The organism is Vibrio sp. T13N (assembly GCF_032970445.1).
Taxonomy (GTDB): Bacteria; Pseudomonadota; Gammaproteobacteria; order Enterobacterales; family Vibrionaceae; genus Vibrio; species Vibrio diabolicus.
In genome coordinates, this window is record NZ_JAWJYE010000008.1 from 172236 (window position 1) to 196331 (window position 24096).

The following is a 24096-nucleotide window of genomic DNA, read 5'->3' on the forward strand; positions in this document are numbered from 1 at the left end:
TTAAATTGCCAGCTTAATATCAGGAGAGCAGGTTTCTAAGCTCAACTGATGAATAGTTGGCCATACAGACTCGTCATATTGAGTTTTGGCTTTTATCTCTGCTTGAGCCAACAAGGAGAGCAATGCACAAATACGACTCGCCGATAAGCGGGTCAGTGCTGCGTTATAGAGTGGACGCTTGTTTTGCCAAACTCGATATTTCTCAAATACCTGGTTCATTCCCATTTGAGTTAAGTCTTGATGCATATTTAAAAGTTGGCTCAACTCTTTTTGTACACTTCGAATCAAGATCACGGTCTCGACCCCTTCCGCCTCAAGTTGGCGAAGAATACGTTGTGCACGGTTTGCTTTACCTGCCAGTAAGGCGTCGATCCAGTTAAACGTAGTGAAGTGATTATGGCGACTTAGGGCTTCCTCTAAACGTATGATGGTCAGCTCACCATCCGGGTAGAGTAGGGCCAATTTCTCTAAGCTTTGTGACAATGCAAACAGGTTACCTTCATGCCATTGGGCCAACATTTGCAGTGATTGTTGATCGGGTTTTAGGCCCAACGCGCGGCAACGTGCCTGAATGAACATAGGTAAGCGTTGTAGATCTGGCGACAAACAGCTTACCCAGTCGCCTTTTGAGCTTAATGCTTTGAACCATTTCGCATTTTCTTGGGCTTTGGTCAGTTTGCTACCAACAATGACGAGCATGATGTCATCATGCAGCATATCACACAGTGTTTGCAGCTCTTTGCTGACGGCTGTTGTCACGCCACTTTCTGGGATTTCAAGCTCGATCAATTGACGGTTTGAGAACAGGCTCATCGCTTGGAAGCAATCGTAAACTTGATTCCAGTCGATGCTTGCGTCTACCGCAAAACGGTGTTTTTCCTCAAAACCTTGTTGAAACGCTGCCTTTTGAATTGCTTGGCGGCTCTCTTGAATCAGTAACGGCTCATTCCCAAAGATTAGGTAAACTTGTTTAACGTGTTTAGTTAAATGATCCGTTAATTTATCGGCATAAATTCGCATAGTGATTAAGAGTTTGTATTCGCTGGCTCAGAGATTTGTCCTGCTTCATATTCGGCGCGAATACGACCCAACTGGCGCATCATCTGTTTTGCAGCTTGCAAGCGCATCTCGTCTTCAATTACGTCACGTTCAACAGATTTTGCAAGTGCCGTCAACGGGTTGTCTAGGTAGTTGCGGTTTACTGTTGTCGTAAAGTTTTTAGAGCCATAGCCAGGAATCGTCACACGGTATTTTACTACGTATGTCAGCTCTTTTTCTGCTGCACGGCTATTTTGATACAGAGACAGTGTACGCTCATCGATAGTCGCTTCCGTCAAATGAAGGTTGGGTACAGTCGATGATGGTTGAACAAGTTCAACTTTGTTCAGTTCGAGTTGAGAGCGAACATAGCGAGTTAATTCACTGTATTCATCGTAGCTGGAGAAAGACATAGTGTGCAGCTCTTCCGGTACGGAATACTCGCCGCGAAGGTGAAAACCACAGGCAGAAAGAAGCCCCGCTAATACCAATACCACTGGTAGTTTAATCAAAGAGAAAAAGCGCATTGATTGTATTCATCCTAAATTGAAGGGGTTATTTACCTTAAACCACTCATGTGAATGGTTTGAGGTAAATAAACAGGGTAGCGAACTACCCTGTTTAATGACTCTTGGTTAACAAATAAGTTCGCTAAACAGAGACAAATTGCAAGCTGTGATTAGTTTGCAACGATGTTCAGCAGTTTACCTGGAACGTAAATGACTTTACGAATAGTCAGGCCATCAGTGAACTTAACCACGTTTTCGTCGTTTAGACCAAGCTGTTCGATATCGTCTTTAGAGATATCTGCTGGAACTGTTAGCTTCGCACGTAGCTTACCGTTAACTTGAACAACGATAGTTTTTTCGTCTTCAACTAGCGCTTTTTCGTCAAACGTCGGCCATGCCGCGTTATCAATGTCTGTTTCACCTAGTGCTGCCCATAGCTCGTATGAGATATGCGGAGTGATAGGGTAAAGCATGACAACGATAGCTTTCAGTGCTTCGTCAAGGATTGCACGATCTTGCGCAGATTCTTGAGGCGCTTTCGCTAGTTTGTTCATCAGCTCCATGATCGCTGCGATCGCGGTGTTGAATGTTTGACGACGAGCGATATCATCCGTCACTTTCGCGATAGTTTTGTGAACGTCACGGCGAAGTGCTTTTTGATCACCAGAAAGCGCTGCGGTATCTACTGCTTCTGCTGCGCCTTTCGCTGTGTGCTCTTTCACTAGTTTCCAAACACGTTTCAGGAAGCGATTCGCACCTTCTACGCCAGACTCTTGCCATTCAAGCGTCATGTCTGCTGGAGACGCGAACATCATGAATAGACGTACTGTGTCAGCGCCGTACTTGTCTACCATTTCTTGAGGGTCGATACCGTTGTTCTTAGACTTAGACATCTTGATCATGCCTGAGTGCTTTACATCGCGACCTTCAGTGTCTTTAGCAGAAGTAATGCGGCCTTTACCATCACGTTCAACGGCTACGTCTGTTGGAGCGACCCACTCTTTACCGCCTTTCTCGTTCTCGAAGTAGAACGCGTCTGCCAGTACCATGCCTTGACACAGTAGTTGCTTGAACGGTTCGTCAGACGTTACGTAGCCCGCGTCACGTAGCAACTTGTGGAAGAAGCGTGAGTACAGTAGGTGCATACAAGCGTGCTCGATACCGCCGATGTACTGGTCTACTGGTAGCCAGTAGTTTGCTTTTTCTGGATCTAGGATGTCGTCTGCTTGCGGTGAACAGTAACGCGCGTAGTACCAAGAAGATTCCATGAACGTATCGAACGTATCTGTCTCACGTAGAGCAGGTTCGCCGTTGAATGTGGTCTTCGCCCATTCTTTATCTGCTTTGATTGGGCTGGTTACGCCGTCCATTACCACGTCTTCTGGAAGAATCACTGGTAGTTGGTCAGCAGGTACTGGGTGAACTTCACCGTCTTCAGTCGTTACCATTGGGATTGGTGCGCCCCAGTAACGTTGACGAGATACACCCCAGTCGCGCAGACGGAAGTTTACAGTCTTAGTGCCTTTGCCTTCTGCTTCTAGCTTCGCTGCAATTGCATCGAACGCCGCTTGGAATTCTAGGCCGTCGAATTCACCTGAATCGAACAGTACACCTTTCTCTGTGTATGCCGCTTCAGAGATGTCTAGCTCGCTGCCATCAGCAGGCTTGATAACTGGCACGATGTCTAGACCGTACTTCGTTGCGAACTCGTAGTCACGTTGGTCGTGTGCAGGTACTGCCATTACCGCGCCTGTACCGTAGTCCATCAGTACGAAGTTTGCTACGTAAACTGGTACTTCGCGGCCGTTCAATGGATGAATAGCAGTAAGGCCAGTTGCCATACCTTTCTTCTCCATTGTCGCTAGCTCAGCTTCTGCAACCTTGTTGTTCTTGCACTCGTCGATAAACGCTGCAAGCTCTGGGTTGTTCTCTGCGGCAAGGGCTGCAAGAGGGTGGCCGGCTGCGATGCCCACGTAAGTCACACCCATTAGCGTATCTGGACGTGTTGTGTAAACTTCTAGGTCTTGTTGACCCTTAACTTCAAACTTCAGCTCAACGCCTTCAGAGCGGCCAATCCAGTTGCGCTGCATGGTTTTCACCATTTCAGGCCAACCTTCAAGCTTGTCTAGGTCGTCTAGTAGCTCTTGAGCATATTCAGTGATTTTGATGAACCATTGAGGGATTTCTTTTTGCTCTACAGGCGTATCACAACGCCAGCAACAACCGTCTTCAACCTGCTCGTTTGCAAGAACAGTTTGGTCGTTAGGACACCAGTTAACAGAAGACGTCTTTTTGTAAACTAAACCTTTCTCGTAAAGTTTAGTGAAGAACTCTTGTTCCCAGCGGTAGTACTCAGGCGTACATGTTGCGAATTCACGGTTCCAATCGTAACCAAAGCCTAGAAGCTTAAGTTGGTTCTTCATGTATTCGATGTTTTCGTAAGTCCAAGGTGCTGGTGCAGTTTTGTTTTTTACTGCTGCGTTTTCTGCAGGTAGACCGAATGCGTCCCAACCGATTGGTTGCATCACGTTTTTACCTTGTAGGCGTTGGAAACGAGATACTACATCACCGATAGTGTAGTTGCGCACGTGACCCATGTGCAGTCGACCACTTGGGTATGGGAACATGGATAGACAGTAGAATTTTTCTTTATTTGGGTCTTCGCTTACAACAAAGGTTTTGTTGTCATCCCAGTGCTTTTGAACTTTTTGTTCAATATCTTGTGGGTTGTATTGTTCTTGCATCGATGGTATCCGTTATCTTGGAATTTGTGAGTTCGGTTAGAACAGACTTAAATAGATCGTCATAGAATACCTAAAGCTAGGGATCACAACAATAGCCAATCTGTACCCATGCGCCCTTAAGTGACGCAGGTAGGAGAAAGATGGAGGTCAGTTATGCCTAAACGTAAAACAGGTTATGAGGAAATGCTCGAGGATGTGATTGAAACCTTGAAGCACAGTCCGGAAGAAGTTAACAAAGCGATTGAGACGTCGGGCAAAGTGGTGGATGCTGCTAATGACTTGACCAAAGATGAATTGGCTTTAATCAAAGCGTACCTTAAAGCAGACTTAAAAGAGTTTTCAGAGAGTTACGAGGACAGTAAAAGTGGTCCGTTTTACTTAACGATTGCGGATTCGATATGGCAAGGGCTGTTAGAGATTACAGACCGAACTAAAGTTGAGTGGGTTGAGTTGTTCGATGACTTAGAGCATCAAGGGCTATATGAAGCAGGAGAGGTGATAGGCTTAGGTACCTTGGTCTGTGATGAGTGTGGTCACAAGACAACGTATAACCACCCAACTGTAATCATTCCGTGTATTAAATGTGGTCACAAAGGCTTTACTCGCCAGTCATTAAAGCCATAAATGGCGCGTAACGACTGTATAATGCAATGAATAAAAAAGAGGCTTGGTCGCCTCTTTTTTGTCTTTTCTACTTTTAAGCTGTTATCAGCTCTGTTTTCTTCTTAAACCGAAAGCCAGCGCTAAACTTAATCCCACCCAAATATACAATGGCCAAGTACCTACGATTCGATATGGCGTTTTCCCATTGGTTGGGGTGAGCTCTGCGCGTAGCACTGCAGTTTCAAACTGCGGTACTTGCTCAACGATTTTTCCCTTGTGATCGGTTACCGCTGTTAATCCGTTGTTAGTCGAGCGGATGAGCGGTTTACCTAATTCTAAGGCACGCATACGGGCGATCTCCATATGCTGAAGAGGGCCGATAGAGTGACCAAACCATGCGTCGTTTGATAACGTTAGAATGAAGTCCGTTTCGTCAGTCACATTTTGACGCACTTGTTCATTAAAGATGATCTCATAGCAAAGCGCTGGTGCCATGTGCATGCCATTCGCAACGATGTTGGGCTGCACAAAAGCTCCCCGGCTAAACGACGACATCGGCAAGTTAAAGAATGGCGCTAATGGGCGCAAAATATCTTCAAATGGAACAAACTCACCAAACGGTAACAAGTGATGCTTATGGTAGCGTTCGCTCAAGTCGAAACTGTAGTCACCGTATGGTGTGATGCCAAGGGATAGGATACTGTTGTAGAACTGTCGATCTTCAGCTTGGTTGACGACACCAGTGATGATTGCGCTGTTATTCATTTTTGCTGCGCTGTCGATATTGCTCAAAAATGAAGGCACTTCAATTTCAAAAGCAGGAATTGCAGCTTCTGGCCAGACGATAATATCAGCGTCCCAGTTTTCACGAGTGAGATCGGCGTATTTCATGATGGTTGGCCAACGTTGGCTTGGCAGCCACTTAAGGTTTTGGTCAACGTTACCTTGAATCAGCGCGAGCTTAGTCGTGTCTTCTGGTCGAGGTGTTACCCAATCGTAGTTTCGAATCCCAAAGCCTGTGCTGAGTAATACCGCAGGAATAATCACCATCAGCCACTGTTTATGAACCCAAGCATAGGCTAATGCCCCCGCACTAATAAGGATAAACAGAGTGAGCAGTTCCACGCCACCGATAGGCGCAAAGCTTGCTAGTGGAGCATCAATCTGGCTGTAGCCTAGCCATAGCCACGGGAAGCCGGTCATCACCCAACCACGCAACCAATCACTGATTAGCCATAAAGCGGGCGCAGCGAGAAGCGCTTTTGTGAGCGTAAATTGAGGAAAGAGTTTGTTGTTTAGCCAGGCAAATAAGCCTGAATAAACAGCCAAGTAGGCGACAAGCAAGCCCATTAAAAATAAATTAGCAATCAGTGGCATGCCACCAAAGCCGGAGATACTGACGTACACCCAGCTAACGCCAGTTGCAAATTGACCTAACCCCCAAGCATAGCCAATCCACAGTGCGCGTTTCGGTGTTTGGTTAGCAAGAAGAATCAGTAGAATAGCTGGGCTAAGAATGGCAATAGGCCACAACTGGTAAGGTGCAAAAGCGAGCGTAGTAGAGGCGCCAACAAAAGCGGCCACTAAGGGCCGCTTGAGGCGATGAAAGAGTTCATTCATCATTATAATTTTCTGAGATTCCCAATGGGTATCGCGTTACTCTTGAGTGGCTTCAACCAGGGTTTCTTCGTCTGGGATCGTCACTTGGAGTTGAATGACACGACGGTTATCGGCAGCGGTGACTTTGAAGTTGTAACCTTCAATTTCAACCAGTTCACCACGAGAAGGTAAGTGACCAAAGGCAGTCATGACCATGCCACCAACGGTATCTACTTCCTCATCGCTGAAGTTAGTTCCAAATGTCTCATTAAACTCTTCGATGGTTGTCAGCGCTCTGACAGCAAACGTATGCTTGCTAAGCTTACGAATGTCTGTCTCTTCGCTTTCATCGAATTCATCTTCGATATCCCCGACGATTTCTTCAAGGATATCTTCAATGGTCACAAGACCAGAAACACCACCGAATTCATCGACAACAATGGCCATATGATAACGTTCTTCACGGAACTCTTTCAGCAGTCGATCAACGCGTTTACTTTCCGGTACCACAACGGCTGGTCGAATAACTTCTTCGATATCAAATGGATTACTGCCTGAGCCTAAGTATTTAAGTAAGTCCTTCGCAAGAAGAATGCCTTCCACATGGTCTTTATCTTCGCTGATCACAGGGTAGCGAGAGTGTTGAGCATCGGTAATCAAGGCAACCAAGGTATCAAGGTCGTGAGTACGCTCAACCGTAACCATTTGCGAACGCGGGATCATAATGTCACGCACGCGCATTTCGGAGATTTCCATAACACCTTCAAGCATATCGCGGGTGTCATGGTCAATCAGGTCATTGACTTCAGAGTCACGGATAACATCCACAAGCTCTTGGCGATCTTTTGGTTCGCCCTGAAATAATTGACCTAGACGCTCAAAGAAGGACTTTCTACTCGGACCTTCTGCCTTTTCTTTCTTATCTTCGTTAGAAGAGGGAGAATTATCTTCGTTCATTGTTTCTCAATTAAGTAACGCTATCAGAAGTGTGATAGCACACATAGAGAGGCGAACACGAGAATCATTTAGGTGGTTCGCCTTTCCCTGCTGAATAGCCAATGGCTACTCTTTTTCAGCAAGGTAAGGGTCTTCATAGCCCATACCTTGCATGATTTCGGTTTCGAGGGACTCCATCTCTTCGGCTTCGTCATCCTCGATATGATCATAACCTAGCAGATGCAAGCTGCCATGTACAACCATATGCGCCCAATGTGCTAACAGAGGCTTGTTCTGTTCAATTGCCTCTTTTTCAACGACTTGGCGGCAAATAATTAAGTCGCCAAGTAAATCTATTTCCATACCCGGAGGAGCTTCAAATGGAAAAGACAGCACATTAGTCGGTTTATCTTTACCACGATACTCATGGTTAAGCGTGTGACTTTCTTGTTCATCAACAATGCGAATGGTCACTTCGGCTTGTGGCTGGAAGAGAGGAATCGTCTTATCTAGCCACAATTGGAAATCTTGCTGCGAAGGCAGCCCTTCTTCATTTTCGACTGCCAGTTGCAGATCAAGTTCAATCGCCATGATTATTCCTTAGTGGAAGCAACTTGTGCATTCAGTTCAGCTTTTGCTGCTTCTAGTAACTTCGCATCGCGTTCTTCACGACGACGCTTCTCGAACTCTTTACGCTCTTTCTGGTCTTGTGCTTCCCACTTCTCATACGCGTTAACGATACGAGCAACCACTGGGTGACGTACAACATCGTCTGCTAAGAAGAAGTTAAAGCTGATGTCGTCGACTTCGCTTAATACTTCAATAGCATGACGAAGACCTGATTTTGCACCACGAGGTAAGTCGATTTGCGTGACGTCACCAGTGATAACTGCGCGAGAGTTAAAACCAATACGCGTTAGGAACATCTTCATCTGCTCAACCGTGGTGTTCTGACTCTCATCAAGAATGATGAAAGCGTCGTTTAGAGTACGACCACGCATGTAAGCAAGAGGGGCTACCTCAATCACGTTACGTTCAATCAGCTTCTCTACGCGCTCAAAGCCCAACATTTCAAATAGGGCATCGTATAGTGGACGTAGGTATGGGTCGACTTTCTGGCTTAAGTCACCAGGTAGGAAGCCCAGTTTCTCACCGGCTTCAACCGCAGGGCGCGTCAATAGAATACGACGGATCTCTTGGCGCTCTAGTGCATCAACTGCTGCTGCAACAGCAAGATAAGTTTTACCTGTACCAGCTGGGCCAATACCAAAAGAAATATCATGCGTGACCATATTAACCAAGTACTGTGCTTGGTTTGGCGTACGTGGTTTGAGCACACCTTTCTTGGTTTTGACGAAGACTTCTTTACCATGCTCGATATTAGACTCAGTATTCTGCTCAAGAACACCAGACTCTTTAATTGCTAGATGGATCTGTTCAGGCTCAATGTCTGGGATCTCACCTCGTACAGGCGCGGTATCAACATACAGAGTTTTCAGGATATCCAGCGCAGCTGATGCGGTATGAGGTTTACCGACAATTGTAAAATGGTCACTACGGTGGTTAATTTCAACGCCTAGACGACGTTCTAAATGCTTGATGTTGTCATCGAATGGACCGCACAGGCTAGCAAGTCGGCGGTTGTCGGAAGGTTCTAGGTTAATTTCTAGAGTTACGATTTTATTACTCAATGTTGCCTCTCATTTTTTGCCACTTAATGAGAGCCTGATAACGACCAGGCTCTCCATGGCTATTTATACGAGCTTATGGCGTAAAAGTAGCTACACCCAGCTCATCTTCGCGACGTGTTTTCGCCATCATCTGCGTTGGGGAAATCACACTACGAAGATCCATGTCTTTTTCAGTACGTACTAGCTCACCACGCAGTGAGTTCGCAAATACGTCTACGATCTTCACATCAACGAACTGACCAATTAGGTCTGCACTACCTTCAAAGTTTACTACACGGTTGTTTTCTGTACGAGCGCGCAGTTCCATTAGGTTTTTCTTCGAAGGACCTTCAACTAGAACACGTTGTTCTGTGCCAAGCATTAAGCGAGAGTAACGCATCGCTTGAGCATTGATAGTTTGCTGTAGTTCGTAAAGGCGCTCTTTCTTCACTTGTTCTGATACATCACAAGGGTAATCCGCTGCTGGCGTACCTGGACGTGGAGAGAAGATGAAGCTGAAGCTCATGTCAAAGTCTACATCTTTGATTAGCTTCATGGTGTCTTGGAAGTCTTTGTCTGTCTCACCAGGGAAACCAACAATAAAGTCTGAACTGATTTGAATATCAGGACGAGCTTTACGCAGTTTACGGATGATCGACTTGTACTCGATAGCGGTGTGAGGGCGTTTCATCATAGTTAGGATACGGTCACTACCACTTTGCACAGGTAAGTGCAGGAAGCTCACAAGCTCTGGCGTATCTTCGTAAACCGCGATGATGTCGTCAGTGAATTCTAGCGGGTGGCTCGTTGTGAAACGAATACGGTCGATACCATCGATAGACGCAACCAAACGAAGCAGTTCTGCAAATGAACAGATTTCACCGTCGTGTGTTGGACCGCGGTACGCGTTTACGTTTTGACCCAGTAGGTTTACTTCACGTACGCCTTGTTCAGCAAGCTGTGCGATTTCGAACAGCACGTCATCCATTGGACGGCTTACTTCTTCACCACGAGTGTACGGTACGACACAGTAAGTACAGTACTTCGAGCAGCCTTCCATAATAGAAACGAATGCTGTCGCACCTTCAGCGCGAGGCTCTGGTAGGCGGTCGAACTTTTCGATCTCTGGGAACGAAATGTCCATAACTGGTGCGTCATCCGACTGAGATTGTTTGATCATCTCAGGTAGGCGGTGCAGAGTTTGTGGGCCAAAAATAACGTCGACGTATGGTGCACGTTCACGAATATGGTCACCTTCTTGCGTTGCTACACAACCACCTACACCGATAACTACGCCAGGTTTTTTATCTTTTAGTGTTTTCCAGCGGCCAAGCTGGTGGAAAACTTTCTCTTGCGCTTTTTCACGGATCGAACAGGTGTTAAGTAGAAGTACGTCTGCTTCCTCTGGCTCTTCCGTCAGCTCGTAGCCGTTTGCAGCATTAAGCAGGTCGGCCATTTTTGATGAATCGTATTCGTTCATCTGGCAGCCCCAGGTTTTAATTAGCAGTTTCTTACTCATCTCACTTTCGCTCGTTCAGTTGTACTTAAATTGGAGAGCTATTGCTCAAATTATAGCCGCCATCACGGCGGTAAGCGGCGTATTGTACTGCTTTAAAAAGCACCTGACTAGTGATCTGGCTAATTCTCTGCAAAGCCTGATGAAATCTAGTTTTTCGCCCTATGCAGAACAAGGTTTTTTGTTAAACAATTTTGTAAAAATAGCCATGGAAAGTACAATAAAAAACGCCAATTAATCAGCACGATGAAGAGTAAAAAATGAACAAGTATGACATCGCCGTGATCGGTGGCGGTATGGTTGGGGCAGCCGTCGCTGTTGGATTTGCCAAGCAGGGCAGAAGCGTTGTCTTGGTTGAAGGTGCAAAACCCAAAGCTTTTGATGCCGCTCAGGCGATGGATATTCGCGTATCTGCGATTTCGCACCAGTCGGTGGAGTTACTTGATTCACTCGGCGCATGGTCAGAAATTAAAAGTATGCGAGTTTGCCCTTATCGGCGTTTAGAAACTTGGGAGCACCCGGAGTGCCGTACTCGTTTTCACTCTGATGAACTGTCATTGGAGCAGCTAGGTTATATCGTTGAAAACCGCCTAATCCAATTAGGTCTTTGGCAAGTCTTCTCTCAGTATGACAATCTAACCGTGATGTGTCCCGAGCGATTAAAAGACATTGAGTTTGCAGATGTAAACCTTGTGACACTAGAAAGTGGGGTGCAGTTTGAAGCTAACTGGGTAATTGGTGCTGATGGTGCAAACTCTAAAGTTCGTCAATTGGCTGGAATTGGTGTGACTGCGTGGGATTACCGACAACACTGCATGTTGATTAACGTGAAAACAGAATTGCCACAGCAAGATATCACTTGGCAACAATTTACTCCTTCAGGCCCGCGTTCATTTTTACCTTTGTGCTCTTTGACTAATGAAGACGGTCAAGAAGTAGGCCAAGGTTCGTTGGTTTGGTATGACTCGCCAAAACGCATTAAACAACTGTGTGCGATGGGTAAACCTCAACTAAGGGAAGAAATCTTACGTCATTTCCCTGCTGAATTGGGCGATATTGAAGTTTTACAGTTTGGCTCATTCCCACTCACTCGTCGTCATGCGCAAAGCTACTCAAGCAAAAATTGCGTGTTAGTGGGTGACTCTGCCCATACGATTAACCCGCTTGCAGGGCAAGGGGTAAACTTAGGCTTCAAAGATGTAGACGTTCTCCTTTCGGTAACAGAACACAAAGAACAGCTGGAAGATGCCTTACTCGCGAAATACGAACGTGCACGTCGACCTGACAACTTACTCATGCAGACTGGCATGGACTTTTTCTATAAAGGTTTTAGCAACGACCTTGGGCCATTGAAGTTTGTACGTAATGCTGCATTGAAGTTTGCTGAAAACTCAGGACCGATCAAGGCTCAAGTACTGAAATACGCTTTAGGTATGTAGTAAGTTACTCAATCCACAGATAGAAAAAAAGCGAGCCATGAGCTCGCTTTTTTAATTCGGCAAATCTAATGATTTCCCGAGTCCAGAACCAAAAAAAGAAAAAACCCAGCAAAGTAATGCTGGGTTTTCCGATAATGGTGCGGAAGGAGAGACTTGAACTCTCACACCTTGCGGCGCCAGAACCTAAATCTGGTGCGTCTACCAATTCCGCCACTTCCGCAACTTAATCTATAGATATCAAGATAATTGGTAAAATCTCAATATCGTTGTATATGGCAGGGCTACCTGGATTCGAACCAGGGAATGGCGGCATCAAAAGCCGCTGCCTTACCGCTTGGCGATAGCCCTACTTTGCTCTAATAAAAGAGACTTCAAGAATGGTGCGGAAGGAGAGACTTGAACTCTCACACCTTGCGGCGCCAGAACCTAAATCTGGTGCGTCTACCAATTCCGCCACTTCCGCGTATTCTGATAGTGTAGATTAATTTAAGATGGTGCGGAAGGAGAGACTTGAACTCTCACACCTTGCGGCGCCAGAACCTAAATCTGGTGCGTCTACCAATTCCGCCACTTCCGCATCTTAAATCTACGTGACTGATAGCTTATGCTAGCAATCCAATCAATGGTGGCTACGACGGGATTCGAACCTGTGACCCCATCATTATGAGTGATGTGCTCTAACCAGCTGAGCTACGTAGCCATTTTAAAMYTTTGATCAAGAATGGTGCGGAAGGAGAGACTTGAACTCTCACACCTTGCGGCGCCAGAACCTAAATCTGGTGCGTCTACCAATTCCGCCACTTCCGCAACTTGATCTGCAGATATCAAGATAATTGGTAAAATCTCAATATCATTGTATRTGGCAGGGCTACCTGGATTCGAACCAGGGAATGGCGGCATCAAAAGCCGCTGCCTTACCGCTTGGCGATAGCCCTACTTTGCTCTAATAAAAGAGACTTAAATAATGGTGCGGAAGGAGAGACTTGAACTCTCACACCTTGCGGCGCCAGAACCTAAATCTGGTGCGTCTACCAATTCCGCCACTTCCGCAACTTRWTCTGTAGATATCAAGATAATTGGTAAAATCTTAATATCATTGTATGTGGCAGGGCTACCTGGATTCGAACCAGGGAATGGCGGCATCAAAAGCCGCTGCCTTACCGCTTGGCGATAGCCCTACATTGCTCTAATACAAGAGACTTTAATAATGGTGCGGAAGGAGAGACTTGAACTCTCACACCTTGCGGCGCCAGAACCTAAATCTGGTGCGTCTACCAATTCCGCCACTTCCGCAACTTATTCTGTAGTTATCAAGGTAATTGGTAAAAACCTAAATAACGTTGTTTATGGTGGCTACGACGGGATTCGAACCTGTGACCCCATCATTATGAGTGATGTGCTCTAACCAGCTGAGCTACGTAGCCATCTTTTGGAGCGAGACAATATAAACCTTCACGCTCTCAGTGACAACCCCTTTTATAAAGGAATCTCACTTGAATAATGGCAGGTCTACCTGGATTCGAACCAGGGAATGGCGGCATCAAAAGCCGCTGCCTTACCGCTTGGCGATAGACCTGCAGGCAATAGTCACAATGACTATTTGAAATATGGTGCGGAAGGAGAGACTTGAACTCTCACACCTTGCGGCGCCAGAACCTAAATCTGGTGCGTCTACCAATTCCGCCACTTCCGCATCTATTCCTAATTGCTCTGATAAAAAGAACACTTAGGAATGGTGGCTACGACGGGATTCGAACCTGTGACCCCATCATTATGAGTGATGTGCTCTAACCAGCTGAGCTACGTAGCCAAAACCATATTTTTGCTCTCAACGCTTTGTTGCCTTGTCGTTGGGAACGGCGCGCATTATGCGAAGTTGAGTGAGATCCGTCAACAGTTTTTTTTAATAAATTTCGGAAAAAACCTCGTTCGCTTCCTTTTTAAACAAAGAGGCGTGTTTATGATCTAAAACTGGAAATAAATTAGCTTGCAGTTAGGTAATTTATTTTTGCTCATTTACTTAAGGTATTAAAAAAGCCAGCTTAGCAGCTGGCTTTTAGTGTGAATGAAGTGTTTAAAATTCATTCATTTAATTAAACATTGAAGCGGAAGTGTACAACATCACCATCTTTTACGATGTAGTCTTTACCTTCTAGACGCCATTTACCTGCGTCTTTTGCGCCATTTTCACCATTGAATTGGATGAAATCATCGTAACCGACTACTTCTGCACGAATAAAGCCTTTCTCGAAGTCAGTGTGGATCTTACCTGCCGCCTGAGGCGCAGTTGCACCAACAGGGATTGTCCACGCACGTACTTCTTTAACACCTGCCGTGAAGTAAGTGTGTAGAGTTAGTAGCTCGTAACCAGAGCGAATTACACGGTTCAGTCCCGGTTCTTCGATCCCCATATCTGCTAGGAATTCTTCGCGATCTTCATCTTCTAGTTCAGATAGTTCAGATTCGATAGCTGCACATACAGGTACAACGACGTTGTTTTCTTTTTCTGCGAACTCGCGAACCGCATCTAGATATGGGTTATTTTCGAAACCATCTTCGTTTACGTTTGCAATGTACATAGTTGGCTTCAGTGTAAGGAAGTTTAGGTAGCCGATTGCTGCTAACTCTTCTTTAGATAGCTCAACTGTGCGTGCCATGCCGCCTTCAGTTAGTACTGGTAATAGTTTTTCTAGTACGGTTAGTTCAAATTTTGCGTCTTTATCGCCGCCTTTTGCCTTCTTCGCGTTACGTTGAATCGCTCGCTCACAAGAATCAAGGTCAGCCATTGCAAGTTCAAGGTTGATCACTTCGATATCTTCGATAGGTGAAACTTTACCTGAAACATGAACAATGTTTTCGTTTTCAAAACAACGTACAACGTGGCCAATCGCGTCTGTTTCACGGATGTTAGCTAGGAATTTGTTACCTAAACCTTCACCACGTGATGCACCAGCAACAAGACCAGCGATGTCCACGAACTCCATCGTCGTTGGAAGAACTCTCTGTGGGTTAACGATCTTAGCTAGTGCGTCTAGACGTAGATCTGGCACAGGAACCACACCAGTGTTTGGTTCAATGGTACAGAACGGGAAGTTTGCTGCTTCGATACCCGCTTTAGTTAGTGCGTTGAACAGAGTTGATTTACCTACGTTAGGTAGACCAACGATGCCACATTTAAAACCCATGATAGTAACCTTATTCAGCTTTGAACGTGTGGAGGCGATTTTGTGCTTTAGATAGGCCATCCTTAATCAGGATATCTAGACAACGAACAGCCTCATCAGCTGCTGCATCTAAAAGCTCTTGCTCTTTAGCTGGCGCTTTACCTAATACAAAACCCGCCACTTTATCTTTGTGTCCCGGATGACCAATGCCAATGCGAAGACGATAAAAATCTTTGTTATTGCCCAGTTTGCTAATGGTGTCACGCAGACCGTTGTGTCCACCGTGACCCCCACCTTTTTTAAACTTAGCGACACCTGGCGGTAAGTCTAGCTCGTCATGAGCAACCATGATCTCTTCAGGTTTAATTTGATAAAATTTCGCAAGCGCTGCGATCGATTTACCTGATAGATTCATGAAGGTGGTTGGGATAAGCAAACGGAGATCCTGGCCATTGACCATAATGCGTCCTGTTAGACCAAAAAACTTTGGTTCGTTCTTCAGTGTAACGTTGTGAACGCGTGCTAATTCTTCTACAACCCAAGCGCCCGCATTGTGACGAGTTCTGGCGTATTCTGGTCCTGGATTAGCAAGACCAACAAGAAGTTTGATTTGTTGACTCAAGGTTAGGATCTCTCTGGAATCTCAAAAAGCGCAGTATGATAGCACAGAATTCTCACAGTGGGCGACCAAGGGATTTTCTGGTTATCAGTACAAATAAAAAACACCCCAAAGAGGGGTGCTTTTGAAATCAGTGTAACTGAAATGTTCGGATTAGTTGAACATTGCAGAGATTGACTCTTCGTTGCTGATACGACGAATCGCTTCAGCCAGCATGCGAGATAGGCTTAGTGTTGTCACTTTGCCTGTTGCAGCCATCTCTTTAGATAGAGAGATAGAGTCAGTTACGATAACTTGGTCAAGAACTGAGTTCTTGATGTTGTCCGCAGCGTTGCCTGAGAATACAGCGTGAGTAGCGTAAGCGAATACACGCTTAGCGCCGCGCTCTTTTAGTGCTTCAGCTGCTTTACATAGTGTGCCACCTGTGTCGATCATGTCATCAACGATCACACAGTCACGACCTTCAACATCACCGATTAGGTTCATTACTTCAGAAACGTTTGCACGTGGACGACGCTTATCTACGATTGCGATGTCGATGTCGCCTAGTGCTTTTGCTGTTGCGCGAGCACGAACAACGCCACCTAGGTCAGGAGATACCACAACAGGGTTATCTAGACCGCGAGCCTGCATATCTTCAAGTAGCACTGGCGTGCCGAAGATGTTGTCTACAGGTACATCGAAGAAGCCTTGAATTTGCTCTGCGTGTAGGTCGATAGTTAGAACGCGGTCAACACCAACGTTAGATAGAAAATCAGCAACAACTTTTGCAGTAATTGGCACACGCGCAGAACGTACACGACGGTCTTGGCGAGCGTAGCCGAAGTAAGGGATAACTGCAGTGATACGGCCTGCTGAAGCACGGCGCATTGCATCAATCATAACAACCAATTCCATTAGGTTGTCGTTAGTCGGTGCACAAGTGGATTGAATGATGAAAACATCGCTACCACGAACATTCTCATTGATTTGAACTGCAACTTCGCCATCAGAAAAGCGAGAAACAGATGCATCACCAAGAGAGATGTAAAGACGATCAGCAATACGTTGGGCTAGTTCAGGTGTTGCGTTACCAGCAAATAGCTTCATATCAGGCACGGTGGAAACCTCGGGTTTGCGTCCAGTTTAAATAGGTCGGTGTGAGGCTGATTGGTATTCAGCCAAAGTCTCTTTTAATGGCGAAATATTGCGCCCTTGAGCGACAAATGCCGAGACTTTATCAGAGAGTTGTGCAAGGATAGTTTCTGCTTCAGATTTGCTCGAAAATTCAGCAAAAACGCAAGATCCTGTCCCCGTCAATCTTGACGGCGCGTATTGTAGCAGCCAAGAAAGTTGCTTATCAACCTCTGGGTAGAGCATTCGTACAATTTTTTCGCAATCGTTTACGCTTGGTGTATTTAAAAGTGTTTCTAGATCTCGTTTTGGGGTGTTTCGCGTTAGATCTGGATGACAAAAAACGTCGACGGTTGCGATAGAAACATTCGGTCTGACGACTAAATACCACTTTTCTTCGGGATAAGCGGGGGAGAGTTTCTCGCCAACACCTTCAGCAAAAGCTGCAAATCCGCGCACAAACACGGGCACGTCTGCGCCCAGTTTTAAACCAATTTCAGCCAGTTCATCGTCAGTTAGATTCAGTTGCCATAAGTAGTTCAGTGCCACTAATGCTGTAGCCGCGTTCGATGAGCCCCCACCAATGCCCCCACCCATAGGTAGCACTTTCTGTAGCTCAATATGTGCGCCAAAAGGGCACTCTGAGTATGCTTGAAGTGCGGTTGCTGCTTTCCAAATTAAATTGTCTTGAAGAGGCACACCTTCTATATCTGGAGAAATCGTAATATCACCAGAATGGTTTGCTTGAATGGTGAGCTCATCGCCGTGATCGACGAATTGGAATAAGGTTTGTAACTCGTGGTAGCCATTTTCTGTGCGACCGTTGATGTATAGAAAGAGATTCAATTTCGCTGGTGATGGCCAGCGGGTTGAAAGTTCGATCATTGGGTGATGTTCCATTTTGTGATCACTAGATTTATTTTGACGTCAGCAGTGGTGAGTTTCAGCTTATTTGGCAGTGGTAGAGACTGCTCATGCCATTGAACATCGCCATACCGTTGATAAGCAATACGCCAATCATTTAAACCAATTTGTTTGTTTAACGCTTGCAGTGTATTGGTTGGGGACAATTGGAATTTGTCGGCATCGGTCGGTAGGCCTAATAGCCAGTCAGGCATGTGTTCAACGGGCATCATTAACCCCGTAAGACGGTAAATTAGCTGGTTTGCACTGCGAGAGGAAAGGACCTGATCGTCGTAAGTTTCTACTGTGGCACCTTGTGGGGTGATGGTGAGCTTTAATGCCGTTTGTCCGAGAATCGTAGTTAAACGCAACTGGCTTAGTGCTGAAGAATGTTTCCAGTAGAAATTTAAATTTTGTCTTTGGTCTGGGCCAATATAACCAAGTTTTCCCGTTGCTTGAAAATCTTGGATGGTCTCGAGTCGTTGCTCATGAGCTTGCCATTCAACGCTGGTAACACTTTCAGGAACGGAGGAACAACCAGCGAGCAGTAAGCTCGACAAGAAAAAAAGAATAAAGGAGCGTAACGTCATGTTTGATGGCTTATTAATCAGTTTCGTCGGGAATCGCTCACAACTATAGCATTGAAAAGTCGCAGTTAGGAAAACAAATCCGGCTTACCCTTTCAATAAATGCGTGCTTACAGTAAAATTCTGGACCTATTTTATAACCTATCCCAGAGATACCACGTTAGATGTCCTTGCTTGCTATTGGAATCAATCACAATACAGCGTCTGTCGACTTGCGAGAGAAGGTGGCGTTTGGTCCGGATAAACTCGGCCCTGCACTCGAGCAACTTAGAGAGCACGAAGCGGTTAACGGCAGTGTGATTGTTTCAACCTGTAACCGAACTGAGTTGTACTGCGATGTTAAGCAAGGAGCGCGAAACAAGTTGATCGATTGGCTTGCTCAGTTTCATCAAGTGAGCCGCGAAGATTTAATGCCGAGTTTGTATGTGCATGAAGAACAAGCCGCAATTAAGCATTTGATGCGCGTATCATGCGGGCTAGATTCTCTGGTGTTGGGTGAGCCTCAAATTTTGGGGCAGGTAAAGCAAGCATTTTCTGACTCGCGAGATCATCAAGCCGTCGATGCTTCAATTGATAAACTGTTTCAAAAGACGTTCTCAGTCGCCAAGCGTGTGAGAACAGAAACAGATATCGGCGGTAATGCTGTGTCCGTGGCTTATGCCGCATGTACATTGGCAAAACATATTTTTGAGTCGTTATCTGATTCAACCGTGCTTTTGGTTGGTGCGGGAGAGACGATTGAACTGGTCGCAAAGCATTTAGCATCCAACGGCTGCACAAAAATGATTGTCGCGAACCGCACTAAAGAGCGTGCGCAAGGCTTAGCGGATCAATTTGGCGCAGAAGTGATCAGTTTGAACGAAATTCCTGAACATTTGGCGAAAGCGGATATCGTGATTAGCTCAACGGCGAGCCCATTGCCTATTATTGGCAAAGGTATGGTCGAAACGGCTCTGAAGCAGCGCCGACATCAACCTATCTTGTTAGTCGATATTGCGGTGCCGCGAGATGTAGAGTCGGAAGTCGGTGAACTGAACGACGCATATCTGTATTCTGTTGATGACTTGCAATCTATCATCGACAGCAACATTGAGCAGCGTAAAGTCGAAGCGATTCAAGCTGAAGCGATTGTTAGTGAAGAAAGCGCTGCGTTTATGACATGGTTGCGTTCACTGCAAGCCGTCGATAGTATTCGCGACTATCGCAAATCAGCCAACGAAATTCGTGAAGAGTTACTGAGCAAAAGTTTGCAATCTTTAGCGGCGGGCGCAGATCCGGAGAAAGTGCTGCGCGAGCTGAGTAATAAACTCACCAACAAACTGATTCACGCCCCAACTCGCGCACTGCAAAGTGCGGCAGAGCAAGGCGAACCAGCAAAATTAACGATTATCCGCCAGACACTCGGCTTGGATGATCTATAACTCACGCTTTTTATTAAGAAAACGACACTATGAAAGCCTCTATTCTGACTAAGCTAGAAACGCTAGTAGAACGTTACGAAGAAGTTCAACATCTTCTTGGTGATCCTGATGTTATTGGAGATCAGGACAAATTCCGTGCTCTATCAAGAGAGTACTCTCAGCTAGAAGAAGTAACCAAGTGCTTCCAAGCTTATCAACAAGCGCAAGAAGATCTTGTCGCCGCTGAAGAGATGGCAAACGAAGACGACGAAGAAATGCGTGAAATGGCGCAAGAAGAAATCAAAGAAGCGAAAGCGACTATTGAGCGTCTTACTGATGAGCTACAGATTCTTCTTCTGCCAAAAGATCCGAACGATGATCGTAACTGTTTCCTAGAAATTCGCGCTGGTGCGGGTGGCGACGAAGCGGGTATTTTCGCGGGTGACTTATTCCGTATGTACAGCAAGTACGCAGAAAAGCGTGGCTGGCGCATCGAGGTGATGTCTTCAAACGAAGCTGAACACGGTGGCTACAAAGAGATGATCGCAAAAGTGAGCGGCGACGGTGCGTACGGCGTACTGAAGTTTGAGTCTGGTGGTCACCGTGTGCAACGTGTTCCTGCAACTGAATCCCAAGGCCGTGTGCATACTTCTGCATGTACCGTAGCGGTGATGGCGGAAATCCCAGAGGCGGATCTGCCAGAAATCAAAGCAGCAGACCTGAAAATCGATACGTTCCGTGCGTCTGGCGCGGGTGGTCAGCACGTTAACACCACGGATTCTGCAATCCGTATTACCCACTTACCAACGGGTACGGTAGTAGAGTGTCAGGACGAGCGTTCACAGCACAAGAACAAAGCGAAAGCGATGGCAGTTCTTGCTGCTCGTATCGTTCAAGCGGAAGAAGAACGTCGTGCCGCAGAAGTGTCTGATACACGTCGTAACCTTCTAGGTTCTGGTGACCGCAGTGACCGTATTCGTACCTACAACTACCCACAAGGTCGTGTGTCTGATCATCGTATCAACCTAACCATCTATCGTTTGAACGAAGTGATGGAAGGTGACCTGCAGAGCTTGATTGATCCTGTGATTCAAGAGCACCAAGCAGACCAACTTGCGGCGCTCGCAGAGAACGGCTAATCGATGAGCCAAGTTCAATCAATTGAGCAAGCACTGAAAAGTGCGACGGCGAAACTGGCAGAAGGCGGCAAAGAGTCGCCTTCTCTCGATGCAGCTGTACTCCTCTGCCATGTCCTTGGCAAACCACGAACTTATCTACTGACCTGGCCAGAAAAAGCATTAGAAGCAGAGCAACAAGCAAAATTCGACGCTCTACTTGAACGACGTTTAACTGGTGAACCCGTCGCTTATATTATTGGTGAACGAGAGTTTTGGTCTCTACCGTTCAAAGTTTCTCCCTCCACCTTGATCCCAAGACCGGATACAGAACGTTTGGTCGAAGTTGCACTCGATAAGACCTATGAGCAAACAGGACCTATTTTAGATCTTGGAACGGGGACGGGGGCAATTGCTATCGCACTCGCATCTGAAATGCCAAAACGTCAAGTGATGGGCGTAGATCTCAAGCAAGAAGCGAAAGCACTTGCAGAGTACAATGCTGAGCAGCTAAACATCAAAAATGTGACCTTTGCTCAAGGCAGTTGGTTCGAGCCTATTGCAGAGGGTACGAAGTTTGCTTTAATTGTCTCCAATCCGCCGTATATTGATGAAAAAGATCCACATTTATCCCAAGGTGATGTGCGCTTTGAGCCAAAATCTGCATTAGTTGCTAAGGAGAATGGTTTAGCCGATATCCGCCATATCTCGGATCTTGCTCGTCAGTATCTTGAAGTGGGCGGTTGGCTGGCATTCGAACATGGTTATGATCAGGGTGATGCCGTACGTGAGATAATGCGTGGTTTTGGTTACCAACAAGTTGCCACGGAAAAAGATTACGGCGGTAACGATCGAGTAACGCTCGGTTGTTTTGCCTGTTAATCACGGAAGTCAGCAAACACTAACTAAAAAGAGAAGAAAAATGTACGTAGCTCTAAAACACATACACTTAGTGACGATTGCGCTCAGCGCGACACTATTATCGATCCGATTCGTGTTAATGATGATGAACTCACCGAAGCGAAATAATCGCTTTTTGAAAGTGTTTCCCCACATCGTTGATACTGCATTGCTAGTGTCAGGTATCGCGCTTATTTTCATTACTGGTTTCATCCCGTTTACTGATGCCGCACCGTGGCTAACAAACAAAATCACCTGCGTACTAGCGTACATTGCACTCGGTTTCTTCTCGTTGAAGCTTGCGAAAAACAACCTACTGAAGATATTTGGCTTTTTCGGCGCATTAGGTTGGTTGGTCATGGCTGCGAATATTGCTGTGTCTAAGAGCCCTACGTTATTTGGATAAGACGTCATGTTAGAGTTTTTTGACGAAGATTTTGACAATATACCATTGGTGGAAGGTGCGCTTGAGCTAAACAAAGCGATTAACCCAGAAACCAAAGTACATTGGGCGAAACAAGAGTTAGAGCGTCTTTACAAAGATGCAGAAGCCACGCTTGTTCATGAAACCGATGAAGAGCAACGATTTGATGCATTCCTACGACTGTTTTTCCATGAGTGGGGATTCAAAGGCGACGAGCAGGAATACTTTATTTCGGACAACAGCTTTATCGATAAAGTGTTGGAGCGCCGAAAAGGTATCCCGGTTAGTTTAGGTTCGATTTTATTATATCTAGGTAAAAAGCTGGGTTTCCCGTTGAAGGGAGTCACTTTTCCTACTCAGTTCCTGCTAAAAGTCGATTGGATGCATAAAAAGCCAGACTACATTAACCCATTTAATGGTGAGTATGTGGGGGAAAGAATTCTCCAAGCTTGGCTTATTGGGCAAGAAGGACCGTTGGCTCAGTTAAAGCCAGAACACTTTGAAGAAGCTGACAATCCAACCATTATTGGTCGCTGGTTAGCGTTGATCAAAAGCGCGATGTTACGTGAAGAGCACTACACGCTGGCGTTGCGTTGTACGAACCTTGCGTTAACCTTTGTGCCAGATGACCCATACGAGATTCGTGACCGTGGTTTTATTTTCCAACAGCTAGAGTGCCCTCAAGTGGCGGTGTCAGATTTTCAGTACTTTATTGACCAATGCCCTGACGATCCGGCTTCTGAGCTACTAAAATCACAAGTTAATGTGATGAGTGAAACGCACGTCACACTTCACTAATTTTATCGATGTGCCGAACTGTGGCGTATCGTGGACAGAAAAAGAGAATCAAAATGGAACAGAAAATCGTTAATATCGGCGACATTCAGGTTGCTAACGACAAGCCATTCACCCTATTTGCAGGTATGAACGTTCTTGAGTCTCGTGATCTTGCGATGCAGATCTGTGAGCACTACGTAAAAGTAACGGAAAAACTTGGCATTCCTTACGTATTTAAGGCGTCGTTTGACAAAGCAAACCGCAGTTCTGTTCATTCATACCGTGGTCCAGGCCTTGAAGAAGGTATGAAAATCTTCCAAGAGCTAAAAGACACATTTGGTGTGAAGATCATCACTGACGTTCACACTGAAGCGCAAGCTCAACCTGTCGCTGACGTGGTAGACGTTATTCAGCTTCCTGCATTCCTAGCTCGTCAAACTGACCTTGTTGAAGCAATGGCCAAAACAGGTGCGGTTATCAACGTGAAGAAACCTCAATTTATGAGCCCAGGTCAAGTGGGTAACATCGTTGAGAAGTTCGCGGAATGCGGTAACGACAAGATCATCCTATGTGAGCGCGGCTCTTGCCACGGTTACGATAACCTAGTCGTAGACATGCTTGGCTTTGGTGTGATGAAAAATGCGTCGAAAGGCAGCCCAATCATCTTTGACGTGACGCACTCACTACAGATGCGTGACCCGTCAGGTGCGGCATCTGGCGGTCGTCGTGAGCAGACAGTTGAACTTGCGAAAGCGGGTCTAGCAACAGGCATTGCAGGTCTATTTATCGAGGCGCATCCAAACCCAGACCAAGCACGCTGTGATGGCCCATCTGCACTGCCGCTAGACAAGTTAGAACCGTTCCTAGCGCAAATGAAATCTCTTGATGATCTGATCAAGAGCTTTGCAGATATCGATATCAAGTAAACGCCAGATGACTGGTGATCAAATGCAATAGCCAACCTCGTGTTGGCTATTTTTTTATCAGATGGCGCATCATTCTCAGTTTCTTGCTGTAAAGGCTCTAGGCCGCTGGGAATG

At 45.9% G+C, this 24096-nt stretch carries 21 protein-coding genes and 14 tRNA genes; 8 read left to right on the top strand and 27 right to left on the bottom strand.

Features of this window, described 5'->3' with window-relative positions; all coding sequences use genetic code 11:
• From holA to leuS, 3 genes are all read right to left on the bottom strand, one after another.
• Nucleotides 1–1020 carry a DNA polymerase III subunit delta gene (gene holA / locus R2S67_RS15010; protein WP_124008591.1) on the bottom strand — a complete coding sequence of 340 codons (1020 nt, stop codon included), beginning with the start codon at nucleotides 1018–1020 and terminating at the stop codon, nucleotides 1–3.
• A 5-nt stretch (nucleotides 1021–1025) separates the two neighbouring features.
• On the bottom strand, nucleotides 1026–1565 hold the full coding sequence (gene lptE, locus R2S67_RS15015; protein WP_005373019.1) for an LPS assembly lipoprotein LptE: 540 nt from the start codon (nucleotides 1563–1565) through the stop codon (nucleotides 1026–1028).
• Nucleotides 1566–1717: 152 nt separating this feature from the next.
• A complete protein-coding gene (leuS, locus tag R2S67_RS15020; protein WP_317345426.1) occupies nucleotides 1718–4291 on the bottom strand; it encodes a leucine--tRNA ligase in 2574 nt (857 codons plus the stop codon).
• Between the two features lie 153 nt (nucleotides 4292–4444).
• Between leuS and R2S67_RS15025 the strand changes: the two genes are divergently transcribed.
• Nucleotides 4445–4915, top strand: a complete 471-nt coding sequence (locus R2S67_RS15025) for a zinc ribbon-containing protein (RefSeq protein ID WP_005373024.1) — start codon at nucleotides 4445–4447, stop codon at nucleotides 4913–4915.
• An 84-nt stretch (nucleotides 4916–4999) separates the two neighbouring features.
• On the opposite strand, the gene lnt is transcribed toward R2S67_RS15025, so the two are convergent.
• The 5 genes from lnt to miaB all read right to left on the bottom strand — a co-directional run bounded on the left by lnt (nucleotide 5000) and on the right by miaB (nucleotide 10618).
• A complete protein-coding gene (lnt, locus tag R2S67_RS15030) occupies nucleotides 5000–6517 on the bottom strand; it encodes an apolipoprotein N-acyltransferase (protein WP_317345428.1) in 1518 nt (505 codons plus the stop codon).
• A 33-nt stretch (nucleotides 6518–6550) separates the two neighbouring features.
• Nucleotides 6551–7450 carry a CNNM family magnesium/cobalt transport protein CorC gene (gene corC / locus R2S67_RS15035; RefSeq protein ID WP_005384118.1) on the bottom strand — a complete coding sequence of 300 codons (900 nt, stop codon included), beginning with the start codon at nucleotides 7448–7450 and terminating at the stop codon, nucleotides 6551–6553.
• 105 nt (nucleotides 7451–7555) lie between these two features.
• A complete protein-coding gene (gene ybeY / locus R2S67_RS15040) occupies nucleotides 7556–8020 on the bottom strand; it encodes an rRNA maturation RNase YbeY (RefSeq protein WP_182036856.1) in 465 nt (154 codons plus the stop codon).
• Between the two features lie 2 nt (nucleotides 8021–8022).
• The gene (locus R2S67_RS15045) at nucleotides 8023–9120 is read right to left on the bottom strand and encodes a PhoH family protein (protein WP_317345429.1); all 1098 of its coding nucleotides are present in this window, start codon (nucleotides 9118–9120) and stop codon (nucleotides 8023–8025) included.
• 73 nt (nucleotides 9121–9193) lie between these two features.
• Entirely contained in the window at nucleotides 9194–10618 is a 1425-nt protein-coding gene (gene miaB / locus R2S67_RS15050) for a tRNA (N6-isopentenyl adenosine(37)-C2)-methylthiotransferase MiaB (RefSeq protein ID WP_005391310.1), read from the bottom strand.
• Nucleotides 10619–10875: 257 nt separating this feature from the next.
• Between miaB and R2S67_RS15055 the strand changes: the two genes are divergently transcribed.
• Nucleotides 10876–12054, top strand: coding sequence for a 2-octaprenyl-3-methyl-6-methoxy-1,4-benzoquinol hydroxylase (locus tag R2S67_RS15055; RefSeq protein WP_258508421.1), 1179 nt, complete (start codon nucleotides 10876–10878; stop codon nucleotides 12052–12054).
• 135 nt (nucleotides 12055–12189) lie between these two features.
• Here the strand turns inward: R2S67_RS15055 and R2S67_RS15060 are convergent.
• The 19 genes from R2S67_RS15060 to lolB form a co-directional block, all read right to left on the bottom strand.
• Nucleotides 12190–12274 (bottom strand) — tRNA-Leu (locus R2S67_RS15060).
• A 53-nt stretch (nucleotides 12275–12327) separates the two neighbouring features.
• Nucleotides 12328–12402, bottom strand: a tRNA-Gln gene (locus R2S67_RS15065).
• A gap of 30 nt (nucleotides 12403–12432) precedes the next feature.
• Nucleotides 12433–12517, bottom strand: a tRNA-Leu gene (locus R2S67_RS15070).
• 29 nt (nucleotides 12518–12546) lie between these two features.
• Nucleotides 12547–12631 (bottom strand) — tRNA-Leu (locus tag R2S67_RS15075).
• A gap of 46 nt (nucleotides 12632–12677) precedes the next feature.
• Nucleotides 12678–12754, bottom strand: a tRNA-Met gene (locus R2S67_RS15080).
• Between the two features lie 22 nt (nucleotides 12755–12776).
• A tRNA-Leu gene (locus R2S67_RS15085) sits at nucleotides 12777–12861 on the bottom strand.
• 53 nt (nucleotides 12862–12914) lie between these two features.
• Nucleotides 12915–12989: transfer RNA gene (locus tag R2S67_RS15090), tRNA-Gln, on the bottom strand.
• 30 nt (nucleotides 12990–13019) lie between these two features.
• Nucleotides 13020–13104, bottom strand: a tRNA-Leu gene (locus R2S67_RS15095).
• Nucleotides 13105–13157: 53 nt separating this feature from the next.
• Nucleotides 13158–13232 (bottom strand) — tRNA-Gln (locus R2S67_RS15100).
• A gap of 30 nt (nucleotides 13233–13262) precedes the next feature.
• Nucleotides 13263–13347 (bottom strand) — tRNA-Leu (locus R2S67_RS15105).
• Between the two features lie 54 nt (nucleotides 13348–13401).
• Nucleotides 13402–13478: transfer RNA gene (locus R2S67_RS15110), tRNA-Met, on the bottom strand.
• Between the two features lie 77 nt (nucleotides 13479–13555).
• Nucleotides 13556–13630: transfer RNA gene (locus tag R2S67_RS15115), tRNA-Gln, on the bottom strand.
• Nucleotides 13631–13662: 32 nt separating this feature from the next.
• Nucleotides 13663–13747: transfer RNA gene (locus tag R2S67_RS15120), tRNA-Leu, on the bottom strand.
• A gap of 40 nt (nucleotides 13748–13787) precedes the next feature.
• Nucleotides 13788–13864: transfer RNA gene (locus R2S67_RS15125), tRNA-Met, on the bottom strand.
• A gap of 283 nt (nucleotides 13865–14147) precedes the next feature.
• Nucleotides 14148–15239, bottom strand: a complete 1092-nt coding sequence (ychF, locus tag R2S67_RS15130) for a redox-regulated ATPase YchF (RefSeq protein WP_005393178.1) — start codon at nucleotides 15237–15239, stop codon at nucleotides 14148–14150.
• A gap of 10 nt (nucleotides 15240–15249) precedes the next feature.
• The gene (pth, locus tag R2S67_RS15135; protein WP_005384112.1) at nucleotides 15250–15840 is read right to left on the bottom strand and encodes an aminoacyl-tRNA hydrolase; all 591 of its coding nucleotides are present in this window, start codon (nucleotides 15838–15840) and stop codon (nucleotides 15250–15252) included.
• 150 nt (nucleotides 15841–15990) lie between these two features.
• A complete protein-coding gene (locus R2S67_RS15140) occupies nucleotides 15991–16935 on the bottom strand; it encodes a ribose-phosphate pyrophosphokinase (protein WP_005393176.1) in 945 nt (314 codons plus the stop codon).
• A gap of 27 nt (nucleotides 16936–16962) precedes the next feature.
• Entirely contained in the window at nucleotides 16963–17835 is an 873-nt protein-coding gene (gene ispE, locus R2S67_RS15145) for a 4-(cytidine 5'-diphospho)-2-C-methyl-D-erythritol kinase (RefSeq protein ID WP_046874292.1), read from the bottom strand.
• Nucleotides 17832–18443 (bottom strand): lipoprotein insertase outer membrane protein LolB, encoded by a 612-nt coding sequence (gene lolB / locus R2S67_RS15150; RefSeq protein WP_005393172.1) that lies wholly within the window; start codon nucleotides 18441–18443, stop codon nucleotides 17832–17834. The genes ispE and lolB overlap by 4 nt, the downstream gene beginning before the upstream one ends.
• Before the next feature lie 161 nt (nucleotides 18444–18604).
• On the opposite strand from lolB, the gene hemA reads away from it, so the two are divergent.
• The 6 genes from hemA to kdsA are packed head-to-tail and all read left to right on the top strand — an operon-like array spanning nucleotide 18605 to nucleotide 23982.
• Nucleotides 18605–19861: a glutamyl-tRNA reductase gene (hemA, locus tag R2S67_RS15155; protein WP_005384104.1), complete on the top strand. Its 1257-nt coding sequence runs from the start codon at nucleotides 18605–18607 to the stop codon at nucleotides 19859–19861.
• Nucleotides 19862–19890: 29 nt separating this feature from the next.
• Nucleotides 19891–20979: a peptide chain release factor 1 gene (gene prfA, locus R2S67_RS15160; RefSeq protein WP_006743330.1), complete on the top strand. Its 1089-nt coding sequence runs from the start codon at nucleotides 19891–19893 to the stop codon at nucleotides 20977–20979.
• A 3-nt stretch (nucleotides 20980–20982) separates the two neighbouring features.
• The gene (gene prmC / locus R2S67_RS15165; RefSeq protein WP_104971368.1) at nucleotides 20983–21837 is read left to right on the top strand and encodes a peptide chain release factor N(5)-glutamine methyltransferase; all 855 of its coding nucleotides are present in this window, start codon (nucleotides 20983–20985) and stop codon (nucleotides 21835–21837) included.
• A 40-nt stretch (nucleotides 21838–21877) separates the two neighbouring features.
• Nucleotides 21878–22261: a SirB2 family protein gene (locus R2S67_RS15170; RefSeq protein ID WP_005382225.1), complete on the top strand. Its 384-nt coding sequence runs from the start codon at nucleotides 21878–21880 to the stop codon at nucleotides 22259–22261.
• 6 nt (nucleotides 22262–22267) lie between these two features.
• Nucleotides 22268–23077, top strand: coding sequence for a SirB1 family protein (locus tag R2S67_RS15175; protein ID WP_005384098.1), 810 nt, complete (start codon nucleotides 22268–22270; stop codon nucleotides 23075–23077).
• Nucleotides 23078–23130: 53 nt separating this feature from the next.
• Entirely contained in the window at nucleotides 23131–23982 is an 852-nt protein-coding gene (gene kdsA, locus R2S67_RS15180; RefSeq protein WP_005384095.1) for a 3-deoxy-8-phosphooctulonate synthase, read from the top strand.
• Nucleotides 23983–24096: the final 114 nt, after the last annotated feature.

What these genes read in the sequence shown, in the direction of transcription:
- holA (WP_124008591.1), bottom strand. Translation starts at nt 1,020, where the DNA reads ATGCGAATTTATGCCGATAAATTAACGGATCATTTAACTAAACACGTT.
- lptE (WP_005373019.1), bottom strand. Translation starts at nt 1,565, where the DNA reads ATGCGCTTTTTCTCTTTGATTAAACTACCAGTGGTATTGGTATTAGCG.
- leuS (WP_317345426.1), bottom strand. Translation starts at nt 4,291, where the DNA reads ATGCAAGAACAATACAACCCACAAGATATTGAACAAAAAGTTCAAAAG.
- R2S67_RS15025 (WP_005373024.1), top strand. Translation starts at nt 4,445, where the DNA reads ATGCCTAAACGTAAAACAGGTTATGAGGAAATGCTCGAGGATGTGATT.
- lnt (WP_317345428.1), bottom strand. Translation starts at nt 6,517, where the DNA reads ATGATGAATGAACTCTTTCATCGCCTCAAGCGGCCCTTAGTGGCCGCT.
- corC (WP_005384118.1), bottom strand. Translation starts at nt 7,450, where the DNA reads ATGAACGAAGATAATTCTCCCTCTTCTAACGAAGATAAGAAAGAAAAG.
- ybeY (WP_182036856.1), bottom strand. Translation starts at nt 8,020, where the DNA reads ATGGCGATTGAACTTGATCTGCAACTGGCAGTCGAAAATGAAGAAGGG.
- miaB (WP_005391310.1), bottom strand. Translation starts at nt 10,618, where the DNA reads ATGAGTAAGAAACTGCTAATTAAAACCTGGGGCTGCCAGATGAACGAA.
- R2S67_RS15055 (WP_258508421.1), top strand. Translation starts at nt 10,876, where the DNA reads ATGAACAAGTATGACATCGCCGTGATCGGTGGCGGTATGGTTGGGGCA.
- ychF (WP_005393178.1), bottom strand. Translation starts at nt 15,239, where the DNA reads ATGGGTTTTAAATGTGGCATCGTTGGTCTACCTAACGTAGGTAAATCA.
- ispE (WP_046874292.1), bottom strand. Translation starts at nt 17,835, where the DNA reads ATGATCGAACTTTCAACCCGCTGGCCATCACCAGCGAAATTGAATCTC.
- lolB (WP_005393172.1), bottom strand. Translation starts at nt 18,443, where the DNA reads ATGACGTTACGCTCCTTTATTCTTTTTTTCTTGTCGAGCTTACTGCTC.
- hemA (WP_005384104.1), top strand. Translation starts at nt 18,605, where the DNA reads ATGTCCTTGCTTGCTATTGGAATCAATCACAATACAGCGTCTGTCGAC.
- prfA (WP_006743330.1), top strand. Translation starts at nt 19,891, where the DNA reads ATGAAAGCCTCTATTCTGACTAAGCTAGAAACGCTAGTAGAACGTTAC.
- prmC (WP_104971368.1), top strand. Translation starts at nt 20,983, where the DNA reads ATGAGCCAAGTTCAATCAATTGAGCAAGCACTGAAAAGTGCGACGGCG.
- R2S67_RS15170 (WP_005382225.1), top strand. Translation starts at nt 21,878, where the DNA reads ATGTACGTAGCTCTAAAACACATACACTTAGTGACGATTGCGCTCAGC.
- R2S67_RS15175 (WP_005384098.1), top strand. Translation starts at nt 22,268, where the DNA reads ATGTTAGAGTTTTTTGACGAAGATTTTGACAATATACCATTGGTGGAA.
- kdsA (WP_005384095.1), top strand. Translation starts at nt 23,131, where the DNA reads ATGGAACAGAAAATCGTTAATATCGGCGACATTCAGGTTGCTAACGAC.